The sequence below is a fragment of the Roseibium sp. JB4-4 genome, assembly GCF_055693425.1.
Genome location: NZ_CM146333.1, coordinates 2,421,413 through 2,435,464, shown reverse-complemented (window position 1 = coordinate 2,435,464; position 14,052 = coordinate 2,421,413). Strand labels below are relative to the sequence as shown.

The window sequence follows — 14,052 nt, the reverse complement described above, 5'->3', positions numbered from 1 at the left end:
ATGGATCAGGAGTTCTTCCTGAAAATCTTTGCCGCGCTTTTCGCCATCATGAGTCCGATTGCCAATTTGCCGGTATTCCTGTCGCTGACCGCTGACAGGGGGCCGGCGTTTGAACGCAAGGTTGCGTTCACGCTTTTGATCAGTCTCAGCATTGGTGCGGTTTTCATCGGGCTGAGTGGTGACATCGTGCTGAAGGTCTTCGGAATTTCGCTGGACGCATTCAGGCTCGCCGGCGGGTTTTTGATCCTGTTGATTGCACTGGACCTCATTCGCGGCCAGAAGACGCAGGCCCATCACGGCACGTCCTCCGAAAAGGAACACATGAAGTCACAGGACAATCCTGCAATCTATCCATTGACAGTCCCAATTCTGCTCGGACCCGGATCGATCTCGACCATGATCATTTTCAGAGGGCAAGTCAGCGGATTGGAGCAGGAAATTGCTTATGTCGCGGGTGTGTCGGCCGCAATCGCGCTGCTTGTCGGGACTTTCTTTGCTGCGCCGTTTCTGTCTCGCTTCATCGGTCAAACTGCAAACAGTGTGATGAGCCGCCTGATGGGTATGATCCTGGCAGCGATTGCCATGGAAATGATGGCAGGAAGTCTCAAGGTGTTGTTGCCCGGCCTGGCATAGTCCGCAGCGCAGGAGGATGCCGCTTTCCTTCGCTGCAATCGCTTGAACAACCTGACTCAAACGCTTGCAAGGCACGCCTCAAGACGCAATAAGGGACGAAATCCTTTAAAGCCTCAGGACCTCCATGTCTCTTCGTGTTGTTTTTATGGGCACTCCGGATTTCTCGGTGCCGACTCTGATGGAAATTGTCGGCCAGGGACATGATCTGGTCGCATGCTATTCGCAGCCGCCACGCCCGGCAGGACGTGGAATGGAGCTGAAAAAGTCTCCGGTTCATGAAGCTGCGGAATCGTTCGGTATCCCCGTGTTTACGCCTACCAGCCTGAAGAGCGAAGATGAACAGGTCCGGTTTGCGGACCTCAACGCGGATGTCGCCGTTGTCGTGGCCTACGGACTATTGCTGCCGAAGGCGGTTCTGGACGCACCGCAATTCGGTTGCCTCAATCTGCACGCTTCCCTGTTGCCGCGCTGGCGCGGTGCGGCGCCCATAAATCGGGCCATCATGGCTGGCGACAAGGAAAGCGCGGTGCAGGTGATGCGCATGGAAGAAGGGCTTGATACCGGCCCGGTCTGCATGTCTGAATCAGTGGTGATCACCGAAAACATGACCGCAGGCGAACTGCATGATCACCTTTCAGCGCTGGGCGGAGATCTTATGGTGCGCGCGCTGGCAGCGCTCTCTAGAGGCGCGCTTGGTGAAAAGGTGCAGGCTGAGGAGGGTGTTACATACGCAGCCAAGCTTTCAAAGCAGGAAACGCGCATCAACTGGTCACAAACAGCGGGCGACGTCCACAATCATATTCGGGGGTTGTCGCCATTTCCCGGAGCTTGGTGCGAAATGACGCTTGGTGCCAAGCCAGAGCGGGTGAAGATCCTGCGAAGCGCCCTATCTGACGGAGGCGGTGCACCGGGAACGGTGATATCTGCAAATGGAGTGCCCGTGATTGCTTGTGCGGAAGGGGCCTTACGACTGGACGAACTTCAGCGGGCAGGAAAAAGGCCGATGAGCGGCGAGGAGTTTCTGCGAGGGGTTTCCCTATCTGAAGGGGTGGTTCTGGACTAGTCTGGAACGACAGGAGAAAGAACAATGCCGCCGACCGCCATTCCCAACCTGACAGTCCGGAACGTTACCCCGGCTGATGAAAGCGAGATCCGGGATCTGATTTCGGCGGCCTTTCCGTCCGACCGGGAAGCCCGTTTGGTGAGCACACTGCGTCACTGCGGAGCTCTGGTGCTGGAACAGGTTGCATTGGATGAAACCAATCGGATTGTCGGCCATGTCGCCTATAGCAGGGTAACACCGGCTGCTATAGGTGCGGGCCAGGCCATGCAGATTTCCTGCCTTGCTCCAGTGTCCGTTGCACCCGACAGGCAGAACAAGGGCATCGGCACGACGCTGACGCGCGTTTCGCTCGAAGCCTTGAAGGAAAACGGCGAAGATCTGGTTCTGGTTCTCGGGCCGCCGGCCTTCTTCCCAAGGTTCGGTTTTGATGCCGAGTTGGCCCGGAAGGTCCAGGGGCCTTATGCCGGGGCTGCGTTCATGGCCCTGGGCTTGACGGATGCCGGCACCCGCGATCTGCCCATCGAAGTGGCGTTTGCAACGCCGTTTCAAGAGTTCGAATAGGTCGGCGCCGGGAATGCCACGCTACAAGTTGACGGTTGAATATGATGGCCGGCCCTTTTGCGGCTGGCAGCGCCAGTCCAACGGACCGTCCGTACAGGCCGTGATTGAGCGTGCCCTAAAGGCGTTCACGGGTGAAGCCGTAACGATTGGTGGCGCAGGACGGACGGACACCGGGGTGCACGCGACAGGTCAGGTCTGTCATGCGGATCTGAGCAAACCCTGGCCGGTAAAAACCATCATGGGCGCCATGAATTTTCACTGCCAGCCGGACCCTGTCGTGATCCTGGGCGTTGAAGAAATGCATGAAGGTTTCGATGCGCGGTTCTCTGCAATTCGCAGATCCTATCGATATCGGATCCACAATCGCTTGCCGCCACTGACCCATCAACTGGGGCTTGCCTGGCATGTGAAGCCTGAACTGGACGCCGATGCCATGCACGCCGCCGCGCAGGAATTTGTGGGCCATCATGATTTTACGACATTTCGCCATTCGCGCTGCCAGGCCAGGAGCCCGGAAAAGACACTTGAGGAATTCAGCGTCTCTCGGGAGGGAGAATTCGTCATCGCCGAATGTTCCTCACGGTCGTTCCTGCACAATCAGGTGCGCTCCATGGTTGGCACTTTGCGTCTGGTCGGCGAGGGGAAATGGGGCCCGGGTGACATCACGAGGGCACTACAAGCGCGAGACCGCAAGGCCTGCGGACCGGTTGCTCCGGCAGATGGATTGTATCTCACCCGCGTCGACTATCGTTCAGTGGAGATGGACATTGAACTTCTGAAGGACTGGCAGCAGCGCAAGGCTGTGATGGAAGCGGAAGAAGACGGCGAAGCCTAAGGCATTCCATCCGTCAGTCATTTGCGGCCTTGCGGCAATTCAACAGGACCAGCGCAACTCCCCAATCGGAAGAGTGTTGAAAGCAGAAAACACAAGTGCGCTCAAACGATCTCTTTCATCCGGAAAAGTCGCCCAAAATACCACCGAGATTTGCCAATATGTATCCGATGATAATCACGCCGGCGATGATCATGACTGTCCAGACAAACAGTTGAAATCCGACTGCTAAACCACCGAAACCGACTGCCGCGATGACAATACGCCTGTTCTCCTTCAGGACAAAGCCGACAACGCCGAGGATGATGGCGATCCCGCCGAGTACATAAGCTGACGCTGAGAGGATGCGATCCAGGCTCCATGCCTTGGCTTCGGCTGCCGTTTGAGCTTCGCCTTTGAGGCCTTTGAGAGCAGATGTACGAATGTCTGCTGCGATTTCCCCAATTGACTGTCCGATAGATGGCTGGGGATCGAACGGACCAGCACTGTGAATGAAGAGCGCCAGGATCAGCGCGATTGCACCGGCCATCATTCCAGTTATTCCCGACCAGGGCGTCCTGACTGCTGTGGCATCGCTCATGCGTCGTCTCTATCTTTCAAATGAAAACCGGATCGGGGCCTCACCGCGCCACCATCAAGGATTTCAGGTTCTCACAGGCTGGACGTGAATTGAATACATTTTTGAACATGAATTGATTGTTTAAAGACGAATTTGGTTCCTCAGCGGTTCAATCGAAAAACAGTGTCAGTCAGAACGCTATCGCTTAGTCGAAAGCCATTCGTTCAAGATTTAAGCGAAGTTTTCTTTATGACTGTCAGCCGATTTCCCCTGGACGGCTGCGAACACACACTCCGGATGACTGCCCGGCTCATGCCCCGTTCATGCAATAGCCGGGATCGCCATTTATCTGCCGGTTTATTCCTCCGGCAGAACCACGCACTTCTTGTAAAGGTGCCAGGTCGTATGACCGAGGATCGGGAGGGTCAAGATCAGACCGAGAAATGCCGGTACCATCGAGACAATCAGCACAGCGGTCACAACAATTGCCCAGCCGATCATCGGCACAGGCGACGTCACGACGGCGCGGACGCTGGTGATCATCGCAGTGATGAAGTCGCGGTCGTCTTCCAGAAGCAACGGGAAGGAAACAACGGTCAATGAGAAGAGAAGCAGCGACAGGATCGCGCCGACAACATGGCCGACGGCCAGGAACATCAGGCCTTCAGGCGTTGTGATCACCTGGGTCAGGAATTCATCGAACGAGGCGAAAGAGCGAAATCCCAAAAACAGCGCCAGCAGCAACCGGGCCTGATACATCCACATGATCTGGATGAAGAGCACCACGAAGGCCATCCAGGAGAGTTCGCGGCCCTTTTGTGCCCAGATGGTTCCGAGCACCGTTTTCCACGAGAGTTCGTCACCGCTTTCAAGGCGGCGGCTTACTTCATAAAGTCCAACCGCCGCAAAGGGCCCGATGAGAACAAAACCGGCTGCTGCAGGATAAGACAGGTAACTCATTTCAAGAGCTGCGGCACTCAAGACCACAAACAGTCCCCCGGCAGCAAACAGGGCACCGATCGTCAGTCCATAGACCGGAGCGCGCCGTATGTCCGCAAGACCGGCCGCCAGGGCGTCGATCACATCGTTCCCGTTTATCTTCCTGACTTGAGGCATGGGCCGCAGCCCGGTTGGGCCCGGTGCATCCTTTGCAGAAGCCGGCGCACCTTCTTCCGGAGTGGTCGTGTTTTCAGTCATCCGACAGCTTCCTCCCAAAAGCTTCAATCTCTCGCCCGCCTCCAGCGGGCTTTCGATTTTAGGCACGGATAGAGACCGGGCTCAATCGGGAGAAGGACTTACGTTCTAAGGTCTAATGTAGAGATTTCGCTGCATTTTCATTTTTGGTGGCTGATTTCACCCGGCGGCGACAACCGGGGGTCGCTTCAATGTCCGCCGTACCACATGCGCGCAATGGAGCCATCCTTCTTGATGAACTGATGAAACAGCGCGCCGCCAATGTGAAACAAAAGCAAAACAATCATTACGCGTGCACCGATGCCGTGAGGAATGCGTGGTGCGAAGTCGGAAAAATCGGCGAGCGGAGCGTTTGCACCGCCAAACAGGATCGCGCCTGCCCCCGAAAGAACCAGCATGCCGATGCCGCTTGCAGCCATGCCGAATATCACGATGTAAAACAGCCCGTGAACGAACTTAGCCGTGAGGTTTTGCCAGGCCGGGCTGCCTGTGACGGCAACCGGTTTTCGATCGGCAAATACCCACCACAAAAGCCTGGCGGCCGTCAAAAGCAAGATCGCCATCCCCAGAGACGCATGGATCGTCAGGATCGCCTCCTTCGAAAGGGTGTCGGTCGTCGCCGTCGCGCGAAATCCGGTACCCAAGAGCAGCAGGATCACCACAGCGCTCAGCCAATGAATTGTGACGGCAACGGATCCGTATTTTTCAGGTGTGCTTTTCATCGGTTCATTTACTCACGGCGTTCAGGCCGATTGCTCGGTCCAGCCAATTTCGGAATGCGAACCATCGCAAAAGGGTTTGTTTTTGGAAGCGCCGCATCGGCAGAGCACGTATTTGTCCGCTGAAGCGCTTTCGGCTTGAACACCTGAGGCGAGCCGGATCCTGGTGACGCGAAATGGCCCGTTGCGCTCGAGAGTGATTTCAGGGTCTTTGCCGCAGATGTGCATCGCCATCCCGCCTGGTTCGCTCCAGGAAAGCGCGCCTGACGGGCAAGCCTGAACCGTATCTCTGATCTGATCCGGGGCTGCATTGTCAGGAACAATCCAGGGGTCTCGCGTGGTGTCGAAAACGGTGTTCAATCGCTTGCCGCATTCTCCGGCATGCGAGCACAGAAGCCGATTGTAGTGCGCGTCAATCTGCTTGCCTTTGAAGACCCTCAGCTCGTCGGGCGTACGGCCCGGCGAAGGTTCGCTCACAAAACCAATGTCGTTATGGGATCCGTCGCAATAAGGCTTGGTCTTCGATTGACCGCAACGGCACAACGCCATCACGGGTTGGACGTTGAGCCGCTCTCCCGCGGCACCCGTGAGCCGTGGAACGTTCTTGGCGACCAGGGGTCCGGAAGGACGTTCTTCGATTATGGGCTGACCAACGCCGGCGCTCTGGGCGTTGAAACGCCCGAGTCTCCCCGTCATGGTGATCCCATCGCGAATGTTGAGGCCCATCATGGTCAGGTTTGCAGCTCCTGCGCACAGCTCCACCACCTGAACGGCATAGAAAACAGTGTCGAATTCGCCCGCAGCAGCTTTTCCCGCCAGGAACCAGGCAGCCGGGAGCAGGATCAGCAAGCCGTTGGCCGCGATCACCGGCATCCGCTTCCTTTTCGCACTTGCCAGGGCATCGGTCCGGTTTTTGCCCAGGGTCATTCCAGATCCGCCGGCAATAACCATCGCCGGGATGAGAATGAACATACCTCGTAAAATCAGGGCTTTGACCGTCGCCACCGTTTCGTGGCTGGCGAACAATTCAGTGAGTGCGGTTGACGTCCAAAAGAGCAGGATCATCAGGAAACCGATGCCGCCTGCTATCGCGTGAACCCGAGTTTTCATTGGAAAATCCTCATTAAGCCGCTGTGAGAAAACGCGTTTCAGGCCGTGCAACAGTTTGGAACGGCGATCTTTTCAAACAGATGCGGTGCGGAAACGGCGCTGGAAGGATAGTGACTGAGCGCTTGTTGAAACTCGGGATTGGCAAATGCGTTGCGAAAGTCTTCAACGCTGTCCCAAACGGCGTAGTTGAAATACATCCCGCTTTCACCGACCGCCTTGTGCAGCTGCGTGCTTATGTAGCCTGGCTGCTTCTTCATCCAAAGGGCGTCATTGCGCCAGGCCTCGACCAGTGCCTCCTGATCTTCCGGATCAACAGTGAACAGGTTGACCAGAACGACCGGGCCGGCCTCGGTCCCCAGCTGCAGTTCGATCGGAAAGGCGGGATCAAGCGGCTTGAATTCGACCATCGGGGTCACTCCTTGATTGCATCGCTAATTTGGTGTCATGTTGTCAGTTAGGGAAGTTTAAAACATAATGACAACATGTTGTCAAATTCTATGAGGAGCTGGCATGGCAGACGAGCAATGGACAAAGGCAGGAGAAGCCGTGACGGCGCTGATATTGGATGTGTTCCGGTTGAACGGTTGCCTGCAGCTGGCAGGTGACAGGCTCGTAGCCGAGCTCGGATTGACCAGCGCGAGATGGCAGATACTCGGGGCAATCGCCTATGCCGAACGGGCAGAGACCGTTGCCTGGCATGCGCGCACCATGGGCGTTCATCGTCAGGGCGTTCAACGCATCGTCAACGAGTTGGAAAAGGAAGGCATTGTCGGGTTTCAGCCAAACCCGCATCACAAGCGAGCGCATCTGGTTGCGCTGACCACAAAGGGCCAGGCCCTGTTTGAAGCCGCAATCGCGTTGCAGGTTCCGTGGGTAAACGACCTTTCAAAGGACCTTTCCGTCGCAGACATTTCAACCGCGCAACAGGTCATCGGTCACATGAAAAAACACCTCGAAGAGGTCTCAAGCACGCAAGACGAAGGCTCCCCGTGAGGGCGAATTACCGACGCTCAGGACGGCCGGTTTTTGATTGGCGTCGGGACCGGACCCACAAGCGGGAAAACTCACGGGGCTGAAGTCAGGTCAGGTGTGCTGAACAGCTCCCCAGTTGTTTCACGATACCTACCGGACAAGCCATTCTTGATCCTTCTCGCACCAGCTGCTCTCCAAGCTAAGGCTGGAGATGAGACACGCATGAGGCAAATGGCGAATTCACGCCGCCATTTCGGACGTTCGCTTCTTCAAGCGGAAACGCGGAAAGCGGACAAAGTTGCCGTTGATTGGTTAGCGTCGAACGTCCGGTTGGGAAGAAATTTGGATTGGGATACGCAGCAAACAAAAGGACTGTATCGAGCTCACGCTCCTGATGTTTCGATCTATTGCAATGGAAGCCGAATATCTGTCCTCAGATCGGTCGATGGCGTCGCTCTTGGGTCATTCAGATAAACCTCCAGTGGAGGCAGGTCACGTGGTTCCAGCCCAGAATTTGGCAGCCAATGCCCATACAGCCATTCATAGGCTGACTTGAGCGTTGGATACGGTCCTGTGTGTTCCAGAACTGCATATTTGCCACCGCTGACATCGAAGTATTCGAGACCCCTCAACTTGTCTGGAAAGCCACCAAGGATTGAAACTGCGACATAAGACCGAAGCTCCGCATCTGGTCTGGATTCAGGCGGATCGTGGTAGATGACAAACAACTCGCCCACGTTGTCCATCAGAGAATTGGCCATGAGCGAGCAGCCTAGTTTTTTGAAAGCGCTGCCAATGAGACGATAAGGACCAATGTGCGAGACGCCGGCCGCTCTAACGCCTTCAAGTTCTTTCACCGTGACAGGATACACATTGTCTCCCTTCGGATTTATGGTCAAGAAGATGTTGATTTTGTTGCCTTGCTCGCGAAAAGCGTTCGGGGAAACACCATGTGTGAGTTTGAAAGCGCGCGAAAAGCTCGCCAAGTTCTTGTAGCCGACCTGCTCAGCGACAGTCCGAACCGGAGTGTTGTCCTCAATCAACGCATTGGCCGCTTTGTTCAGCCGCAGCCTTCGCACAACTTCTGACAATGTCTCACCCGTCATCGCACGAAAAACACGATGCCAGTGATACCTGGACATGCAGGCTACGTCGGCGAGTTTGTCGAGGTTCAAATCCTCGTCCAGGTTTTCATAAATGTAAGAAAGGACGCGATTGAGCCGATCTTCATATCCAACAAATGGGCGGTCGTCCGCTGCCATTCCAATAACTCCCGAATTTGCTTTAAAAAAGCCTATGTCAGGTCCAGTATGCTTGTATTGCTGAATGTGAATGGCTCGCGAAGCCAGGGCTGCTATTTGTGCCTAACGCAACATCCTGCGCTTTTGGGCTCTAACCAGACGTTTGCCGCACTGGATACAAACGGCTGCTTTGCACCCCCATATCGGACGTGTGCCGGTTTTCCCTTTGCTCCCGAAAGCCGTCATTCACCGCAGACGGATTGAATTCACAAGGTGAGCGCGGAATAGCCGTTCATTGTGAATTGGAAGTAGGCCTTATGTGCCGGACTTTCCAATCCTCTTCAGGCGCGCTTTTTCAGATTCGCTTTTTTCAAAGGCAGGGAGTTACTGACAATGCGCGGATGACATATATTGGTCTGGAGAAATGAGTGACCAAAAAGAGACCGGAGACTGATGTGTCACCAAGTAAGGGCCGCGTTGAAAGACTGATTGATACGATAGGCGCAGAGTTCCAGTCTCATCTCATCGACTTGTGGAACACCTCCATAGTCTTTGATATTCAGGACGGTGCCGTTCAAAAGATAATCTCACGCGAAGCGCCATTTGGCGTCATTGGGATCAAGATCCTGATGCGCAATCCGGGAGACGTAGATCGGCTTTTTGAGCATCAATGGAATTTCAGCATCGGGATCACAGGATGTGAATTCACGCTTTTGGATGTCGATTACCAGAACGACGTCTGGATCGGTGATGCGACCACCGCCGAATTCGCCGGACACGAACAGATTGCCTACAAATCGGCTGAACACATGATTGCCTTTCAGGGCGACGATTTCGGTGTCGGAAAGGTCTTCATCGAGAAAATTGGGACTCTCTGCCCCAGCCTGCTTGAAAAGCCACCATTGTTCTTTCGATTGCCGCGCAGAGCGCCGCCCGCCTACAGATACACAGCAGCCCCCAGGCCATTCGCGAGGAGTTAGGCCTTTCACCTGATGACGGCATGGTTCTGATTGAGGCGATGATCAAAGAACACGGGATTGCCCCCTATACGATCCTTCTGTCCTTCCATTCTGACGAAAACTTCTGGCTGGTTGATCTCCCTGAAGCGCTTGTCGACCGTTACCAGCATGGCCTGATTGATCCAAGCCTTGGTGAACATCATTCAAATCTTGAGGTTGGGGTTTCCAATACAGCAGAGGCTCTGAGGAACAGGGTCCGGAAGCAGTCAAACAGCGCTGAGCGCGATAACAGAGTCTTTTTCTCCATGTCCGGAAGCGGCTCGGCGTCAGGTTATTTGAACGGATTGAATTGATTTACCGTTGGCTGGGGCCAACTTTTTGCTGCGAGAAAGCGCGCTATTTCCGGCAGTCTCCCCTCTGAGTCGAAACCAACCTTCGCTACGAGTGTACTGAATGGCAACAATGTACCGCCTTATTGGACGTTCACTCCTTCAAACGGAAAAGCGGAGGGCGGACCTTCAATGCCGTCCAGGTAAATGACCGTAATACGGGACAAACCTGCCACAGAGACCGCGCTGTCCAATGTCTGCATTTGTGATCCCCCGCAAGAAGCACGGAAATACAATTAGTTGAATTTGCTCAACTCTTTAGTTGCCCAGTCACTGTATCCAGAAACAGCCGCGCCAACTTCGATAGAGATGCATTTCCCGCATGGACGGCGAACAGCCTGATCTCTGGAAACGACCACTCCGGAATAACTTCGATAAGTTGCCCTGCTTGCAACGCCTTGCGACATAGCGGCTCCGGCAATTCGCCAATGCCATGGCCTGCCAGAAGTGCTGCCCTGATCGCCGCGTAATCATTGATGGCTAGGTTGGGTTCAAAGCTGAATTCTTCAACCTGCCCCCCTCTGGACAGCCGCCAGTTCAGATCGCGAGATGAGTGGAACCCAAACCCTACGGTCTTGTGCTTCGGCAGGTCCGTGGCGGCGCGGAGGGGTGGATTGGCGGCAATGTAAGCCGGAGAGGCGAGCAACCGATGCCGGTATCTGAGCAACGTCTTGACCACCAGGTCAGGTTCTTGCGGCGAAGCGACTCGAAAGGACAGATCTACACGATCATCAACAAAATCCAGCATCCGCTCAGATAAGAGTACGCGTAGGCGGGCGTTGGGGTAATTTAGCTGAAAGGTTTCAACGGCCTCCAGAAACAGAACCTCCATCAAGTTCGGCGGCATTGTTATTGTGACCGTTCCTGCTGTGTCGCTATGCCTGCCTGTCATCACCCGATTGGCATAGCTGATCGTGTCGAGGCCCTTACGACAGAGATCAAGATATGTCTGGCCTGCTTCCGTCAAACGGATTTGCCGCTTGTTCCGGTCGATCAGGCGGACGTTCAAGTCAGTCTCCAGCTCAGACACTTTCCGGCTGACGGATGACAACGGCATTCCCAAGACACGCGCGGCCTCAGTGAAGCTTTGAGATTCCGCAACTTGAGCAAAGATAGCAATCGCGTCGTAGCTGGTCATTACATTTCCATATTTAGAAGAGTCATCCCAAAAATTCTAATCTCTTCACCATAAGGAAATGTTATTGTCCTGCCAACAAGACAAGAGAGGTTTGCCGGGTGACGCATAAACACAAGACAATCAACTACATCGAATTTCCACTTATAGACCCAGCAGCGACAAAGCAGTTTTACGCTTCTGTTTTTGGCTGGGAATTTCAGGAATGGGGTCCAAACTACTTGAGCTTCAGCGGCGCGGGCATCGACGGCGGGTTCAACGGCGAGGACGACACACCAGTGCAAGAGCCCGGTACGTTGGTCATTCTCTTCTCCGACGATCTCGAAGCTTCTCTAGTTGAGGTCAAAGACGCGGGTGCCACGATCATCCGCGACATCTATTCATTCCCTGGTGGGCGGCGGTTCCATTTTGCCGACCCTAACGGCAACGAGCTGGCGATTTGGGCAGAGGTGGTGGAATGAGTATTCTTGTTACGGGTGCCACTGGCACGATCGGAACGGAAACGCTTCGCATTCTAGGACAAAAGGGGGTTTCAGGCGTTCGCGCTTTGGTACGGGACGCTGAGAAAGCGAACCTAGTCGGCAGTCACGGCATAGAATCTGTTATCGGCACTTTCGAAGACCGCTTGACACTCGATGCCGCCCTGTCTGGAATCGAGACCGTTGTGTTGATTACCCCTGCTATCCCGCAGGCCGAACAGCAGGCTTCCAGTCTGATCAAGGCCGCCAAATCAGCGAAAGTTCAAAGGATAATTCGAATCTCGGCAATCAAGGCCGATCCGGACGGGCCGACCAACAACACCCGCGCCCATGGGCGAACCGAAGCGAAAATCGCCCAAAGTGGTATGAGCTATGTCTTTCTCCGCCCGAACCTGTTCATGCAGAACTTGTTCATGGCAGCCGACTTCATCAAACTGCAGGGACAGTTTTCTTTCGCAATGGGCGCAGGGAAAATGGGCATGATCGACACACGCGATATCGCGGCCTGCGTAGCAGAATGTGCGGAGTCGGAACAGTGGGACGGGCAGACCTTCGAACTCACCGGCCCTGAGGCAATCAGCTATTCAAATGTGGCCGCTGTCCTGAGTGAATTGATGGGCAAGACCATTACCTATGCGCCCATGCCAGCCGATGACATGTATGCCATGATCGCAGGCGCAGGCTGGGGGGACTGGATGGCCGCGCTGACCCGCGACTATGGACAAGCCTATGCTTCGGGCTGGGGTGACTTCACGACGAAGAATGTTGAGCAGATCACTGGAGTGCAGCCACGGACTTTCCAAGTATTTGCCAAAGAGGTGATTTTACCCATCCTCAAATAGCGTCCGCAGTATCAGGAACTTTCGGCTCTAACCAGACGTTCGCCGCGCGAAGCACCATTGTCGGCTTAGGCCACTGGCAAAAATGTCAGGCCAAAGGTCCGATACACCTATTTCGTGGTCAACCACTCTGCGCTTAGACGCGAACTCTGGGTTCCGCGCCGGTGTCGGCGCAGGTCATGTCTACAATGTCGTGGAACAATGCTAGAGGGTACGCCGCAGTATCCGGCATTCGGTAAAAGTGGGAACTATTTGCTAGGACCGGATCAAGCCAGCGCGGTTTGAATTCCTCGCCTGTCGCTGCTGTGCACCCGCCTTTTTCCGCCGCAGATCCACTTTCCAGGGGTCTTCGTCTGCAACATTATGATGGAATAGAACTCATTATTGGTGGTGACGAGGCTCATGATGTGTGGGATCTGTATATAACGTGATGGATCATTCAAGAACTGCCTCTGTTCATGGAAGGGCACGGCCTGCGCAGGATTGTAGCCACGAATGTGAGAGCCGCGATCCATGGCCTCGCTCGTGAGAAAGAACTCTTTCACCGTAGTGTTTGGCGGCAGGTTATCTGCCGCTATCGAAGTCGTACCAATGTGTCCGACACGCCTGTTTCCGTGTCGTGAGACCCAGGAACAGATCCAACAGCCGCTCATGAAACCGGTCAGGACATCGGTATTGGTGGAGCGCACATAAGCCGTTCGTCCCACAACGTAGTCGAGCCAACGATGCCGTATCGGAGTGCCGATCGCAAGCGTCGTGGTCGGGGCCGGCGCCCCCGCAGCGAAAAGCTTCGGATAATATCCGCTAAACCTGAGCTGTGGCGGATGGCTGCTGCCCGAAAGAACGATGGAACCGTCCATATCCGTTCGACCTGTTTCGACAGGCCTTGGCGCGTTCCAGTCGTAGGTAAAGCCATTTTCAAAATATTGTTCGATCACGATTCAGCCCCTCATGCCGTGGTACAAAATCTGTAACCGTTACAGATACGATCTAAGTAACCTTAGGAGACTTTTCGGCCTTGTCCAGCGCGTTCCAGTCATTCGCGCGCATTGTACGAACGTCCGCTCTGGGCAGGAATCATAACCAGAAACAAGGTCGATGAATGTCAGCTATTCGCGATCGGGTCACGTAAACCGCCATTCCCTTCTCGGCCCCGAAGTTGTCAGTCCGCAAAGCCACCCAATTTGAACATTTGATCGTCTGCGCTGAGACTTCGAAAGCTGGCGCTCACGGGAGTTTTGGAAGAAAGCTGCCGCGAGAGTGTGAGTAGTCATCCAACACTAGGTGCACAGCGACTGGCATTCGAATTCGAAGAGACGCGTGCCATTGCCTGACTCTCCATTGCAAAGACCTGGGAGTGTAACCAG

At 54.9% G+C, this 14,052-nt stretch carries 17 protein-coding genes; 9 read left to right on the top strand and 8 right to left on the bottom strand.

Annotation, left to right across the window (positions count from 1 at the left end; translation table 11 throughout):
- From ACZ1HV_RS11285 to truA, 4 genes are all read left to right on the top strand, one after another.
- Complete coding sequence (locus ACZ1HV_RS11285; RefSeq protein WP_298822149.1) at nucleotides 1-633, top strand: MarC family protein; 633 nt, start codon at nucleotides 1-3, stop codon at nucleotides 631-633.
- Nucleotides 634-757: 124 nt separating this feature from the next.
- Nucleotides 758-1,696, top strand: coding sequence for a methionyl-tRNA formyltransferase (gene fmt / locus ACZ1HV_RS11280; RefSeq protein ID WP_472718137.1), 939 nt, complete (start codon nucleotides 758-760; stop codon nucleotides 1,694-1,696).
- Nucleotides 1,697-1,720: 24 nt separating this feature from the next.
- Nucleotides 1,721-2,257: a GNAT family N-acetyltransferase gene (locus ACZ1HV_RS11275; RefSeq protein ID WP_472718136.1), complete on the top strand. Its 537-nt coding sequence runs from the start codon at nucleotides 1,721-1,723 to the stop codon at nucleotides 2,255-2,257.
- A gap of 13 nt (nucleotides 2,258-2,270) precedes the next feature.
- Nucleotides 2,271-3,092 carry a tRNA pseudouridine(38-40) synthase TruA gene (gene truA, locus ACZ1HV_RS11270; RefSeq protein WP_472718135.1) on the top strand — a complete coding sequence of 274 codons (822 nt, stop codon included), beginning with the start codon at nucleotides 2,271-2,273 and terminating at the stop codon, nucleotides 3,090-3,092.
- A gap of 115 nt (nucleotides 3,093-3,207) precedes the next feature.
- Here the strand turns inward: truA and ACZ1HV_RS11265 are convergent, their stop codons facing one another.
- The 5 genes from ACZ1HV_RS11265 to ACZ1HV_RS11245 all read right to left on the bottom strand — a co-directional run bounded on the left by ACZ1HV_RS11265 (nucleotide 3,208) and on the right by ACZ1HV_RS11245 (nucleotide 7,078).
- Entirely contained in the window at nucleotides 3,208-3,669 is a 462-nt protein-coding gene (locus ACZ1HV_RS11265; protein WP_472718134.1) for a hypothetical protein, read from the bottom strand.
- Nucleotides 3,670-4,005: 336 nt separating this feature from the next.
- Complete coding sequence (locus ACZ1HV_RS11260; RefSeq protein WP_472718436.1) at nucleotides 4,006-4,764, bottom strand: DUF2189 domain-containing protein; 759 nt, start codon at nucleotides 4,762-4,764, stop codon at nucleotides 4,006-4,008.
- 266 nt (nucleotides 4,765-5,030) lie between these two features.
- A complete protein-coding gene (locus ACZ1HV_RS11255) occupies nucleotides 5,031-5,564 on the bottom strand; it encodes a cytochrome b (RefSeq protein WP_472718133.1) in 534 nt (177 codons plus the stop codon).
- 21 nt (nucleotides 5,565-5,585) lie between these two features.
- The gene (locus ACZ1HV_RS11250; RefSeq protein WP_472718132.1) at nucleotides 5,586-6,671 is read right to left on the bottom strand and encodes a CDGSH iron-sulfur domain-containing protein; all 1,086 of its coding nucleotides are present in this window, start codon (nucleotides 6,669-6,671) and stop codon (nucleotides 5,586-5,588) included.
- Nucleotides 6,672-6,709: 38 nt separating this feature from the next.
- Nucleotides 6,710-7,078, bottom strand: a complete 369-nt coding sequence (locus ACZ1HV_RS11245) for an antibiotic biosynthesis monooxygenase family protein (RefSeq protein WP_472718131.1) — start codon at nucleotides 7,076-7,078, stop codon at nucleotides 6,710-6,712.
- Nucleotides 7,079-7,181: 103 nt separating this feature from the next.
- On the opposite strand from ACZ1HV_RS11245, the gene ACZ1HV_RS11240 reads away from it, so the two are divergent.
- Nucleotides 7,182-7,664 carry a MarR family winged helix-turn-helix transcriptional regulator gene (locus tag ACZ1HV_RS11240; RefSeq protein WP_472718130.1) on the top strand — a complete coding sequence of 161 codons (483 nt, stop codon included), beginning with the start codon at nucleotides 7,182-7,184 and terminating at the stop codon, nucleotides 7,662-7,664.
- Between the two features lie 383 nt (nucleotides 7,665-8,047).
- Here ACZ1HV_RS11240 and ACZ1HV_RS11235 read toward each other — a convergent pair whose 3' ends face one another.
- Nucleotides 8,048-8,905 carry an AraC family transcriptional regulator gene (locus ACZ1HV_RS11235; RefSeq protein ID WP_472718129.1) on the bottom strand — a complete coding sequence of 286 codons (858 nt, stop codon included), beginning with the start codon at nucleotides 8,903-8,905 and terminating at the stop codon, nucleotides 8,048-8,050.
- Nucleotides 8,906-9,312: 407 nt separating this feature from the next.
- Between ACZ1HV_RS11235 and ACZ1HV_RS11230 the strand changes: the two genes are divergently transcribed.
- On the top strand, nucleotides 9,313-9,864 hold the full coding sequence (locus tag ACZ1HV_RS11230) for a hypothetical protein (RefSeq protein WP_472718128.1): 552 nt from the start codon (nucleotides 9,313-9,315) through the stop codon (nucleotides 9,862-9,864).
- 20 nt (nucleotides 9,865-9,884) lie between these two features.
- Entirely contained in the window at nucleotides 9,885-10,196 is a 312-nt protein-coding gene (locus tag ACZ1HV_RS11225) for a hypothetical protein (protein WP_472718127.1), read from the top strand.
- A 286-nt stretch (nucleotides 10,197-10,482) separates the two neighbouring features.
- On the opposite strand, the gene ACZ1HV_RS11220 is transcribed toward ACZ1HV_RS11225, so the two are convergent.
- A complete protein-coding gene (locus tag ACZ1HV_RS11220) occupies nucleotides 10,483-11,370 on the bottom strand; it encodes a LysR family transcriptional regulator (protein WP_472718126.1) in 888 nt (295 codons plus the stop codon).
- A 98-nt stretch (nucleotides 11,371-11,468) separates the two neighbouring features.
- Here ACZ1HV_RS11220 and ACZ1HV_RS11215 point away from each other — a divergent pair, with 98 nt between their 5' ends.
- Entirely contained in the window at nucleotides 11,469-11,828 is a 360-nt protein-coding gene (locus tag ACZ1HV_RS11215; protein WP_472718125.1) for a VOC family protein, read from the top strand.
- Entirely contained in the window at nucleotides 11,825-12,688 is an 864-nt protein-coding gene (locus ACZ1HV_RS11210) for an SDR family oxidoreductase (protein WP_472718124.1), read from the top strand. Before ACZ1HV_RS11215 ends, ACZ1HV_RS11210 begins: the two co-directional genes overlap by 4 nt.
- A 263-nt stretch (nucleotides 12,689-12,951) precedes the next feature.
- Here the strand turns inward: ACZ1HV_RS11210 and ACZ1HV_RS11205 are convergent, their stop codons facing one another.
- Nucleotides 12,952-13,623 carry a hypothetical protein gene (locus ACZ1HV_RS11205; RefSeq protein ID WP_472718123.1) on the bottom strand — a complete coding sequence of 224 codons (672 nt, stop codon included), beginning with the start codon at nucleotides 13,621-13,623 and terminating at the stop codon, nucleotides 12,952-12,954.
- Nucleotides 13,624-14,052 lie beyond the last annotated feature (429 nt).

Excerpts from the sequence above, each read along its gene's own strand:
- ACZ1HV_RS11285 (WP_298822149.1), top strand. The coding sequence starts at position 1 with ATGGATCAGGAGTTCTTCCTGAAAATCTTTGCCGCGCTTTTCGCCATC.
- fmt (WP_472718137.1), top strand. The coding sequence starts at position 758 with ATGTCTCTTCGTGTTGTTTTTATGGGCACTCCGGATTTCTCGGTGCCG.
- ACZ1HV_RS11275 (WP_472718136.1), top strand. The coding sequence starts at position 1,721 with ATGCCGCCGACCGCCATTCCCAACCTGACAGTCCGGAACGTTACCCCG.
- truA (WP_472718135.1), top strand. The coding sequence starts at position 2,271 with ATGCCACGCTACAAGTTGACGGTTGAATATGATGGCCGGCCCTTTTGC.
- ACZ1HV_RS11265 (WP_472718134.1), bottom strand. The coding sequence starts at position 3,669 with ATGAGCGATGCCACAGCAGTCAGGACGCCCTGGTCGGGAATAACTGGA.
- ACZ1HV_RS11260 (WP_472718436.1), bottom strand. The coding sequence starts at position 4,764 with ATGCCTCAAGTCAGGAAGATAAACGGGAACGATGTGATCGACGCCCTG.
- ACZ1HV_RS11255 (WP_472718133.1), bottom strand. The coding sequence starts at position 5,564 with ATGAAAAGCACACCTGAAAAATACGGATCCGTTGCCGTCACAATTCAT.
- ACZ1HV_RS11250 (WP_472718132.1), bottom strand. The coding sequence starts at position 6,671 with ATGAAAACTCGGGTTCACGCGATAGCAGGCGGCATCGGTTTCCTGATG.
- ACZ1HV_RS11245 (WP_472718131.1), bottom strand. The coding sequence starts at position 7,078 with ATGGTCGAATTCAAGCCGCTTGATCCCGCCTTTCCGATCGAACTGCAG.
- ACZ1HV_RS11240 (WP_472718130.1), top strand. The coding sequence starts at position 7,182 with ATGGCAGACGAGCAATGGACAAAGGCAGGAGAAGCCGTGACGGCGCTG.
- ACZ1HV_RS11235 (WP_472718129.1), bottom strand. The coding sequence starts at position 8,905 with ATGGCAGCGGACGACCGCCCATTTGTTGGATATGAAGATCGGCTCAAT.
- ACZ1HV_RS11225 (WP_472718127.1), top strand. The coding sequence starts at position 9,885 with ATGGTTCTGATTGAGGCGATGATCAAAGAACACGGGATTGCCCCCTAT.
- ACZ1HV_RS11220 (WP_472718126.1), bottom strand. The coding sequence starts at position 11,370 with ATGACCAGCTACGACGCGATTGCTATCTTTGCTCAAGTTGCGGAATCT.
- ACZ1HV_RS11210 (WP_472718124.1), top strand. The coding sequence starts at position 11,825 with ATGAGTATTCTTGTTACGGGTGCCACTGGCACGATCGGAACGGAAACG.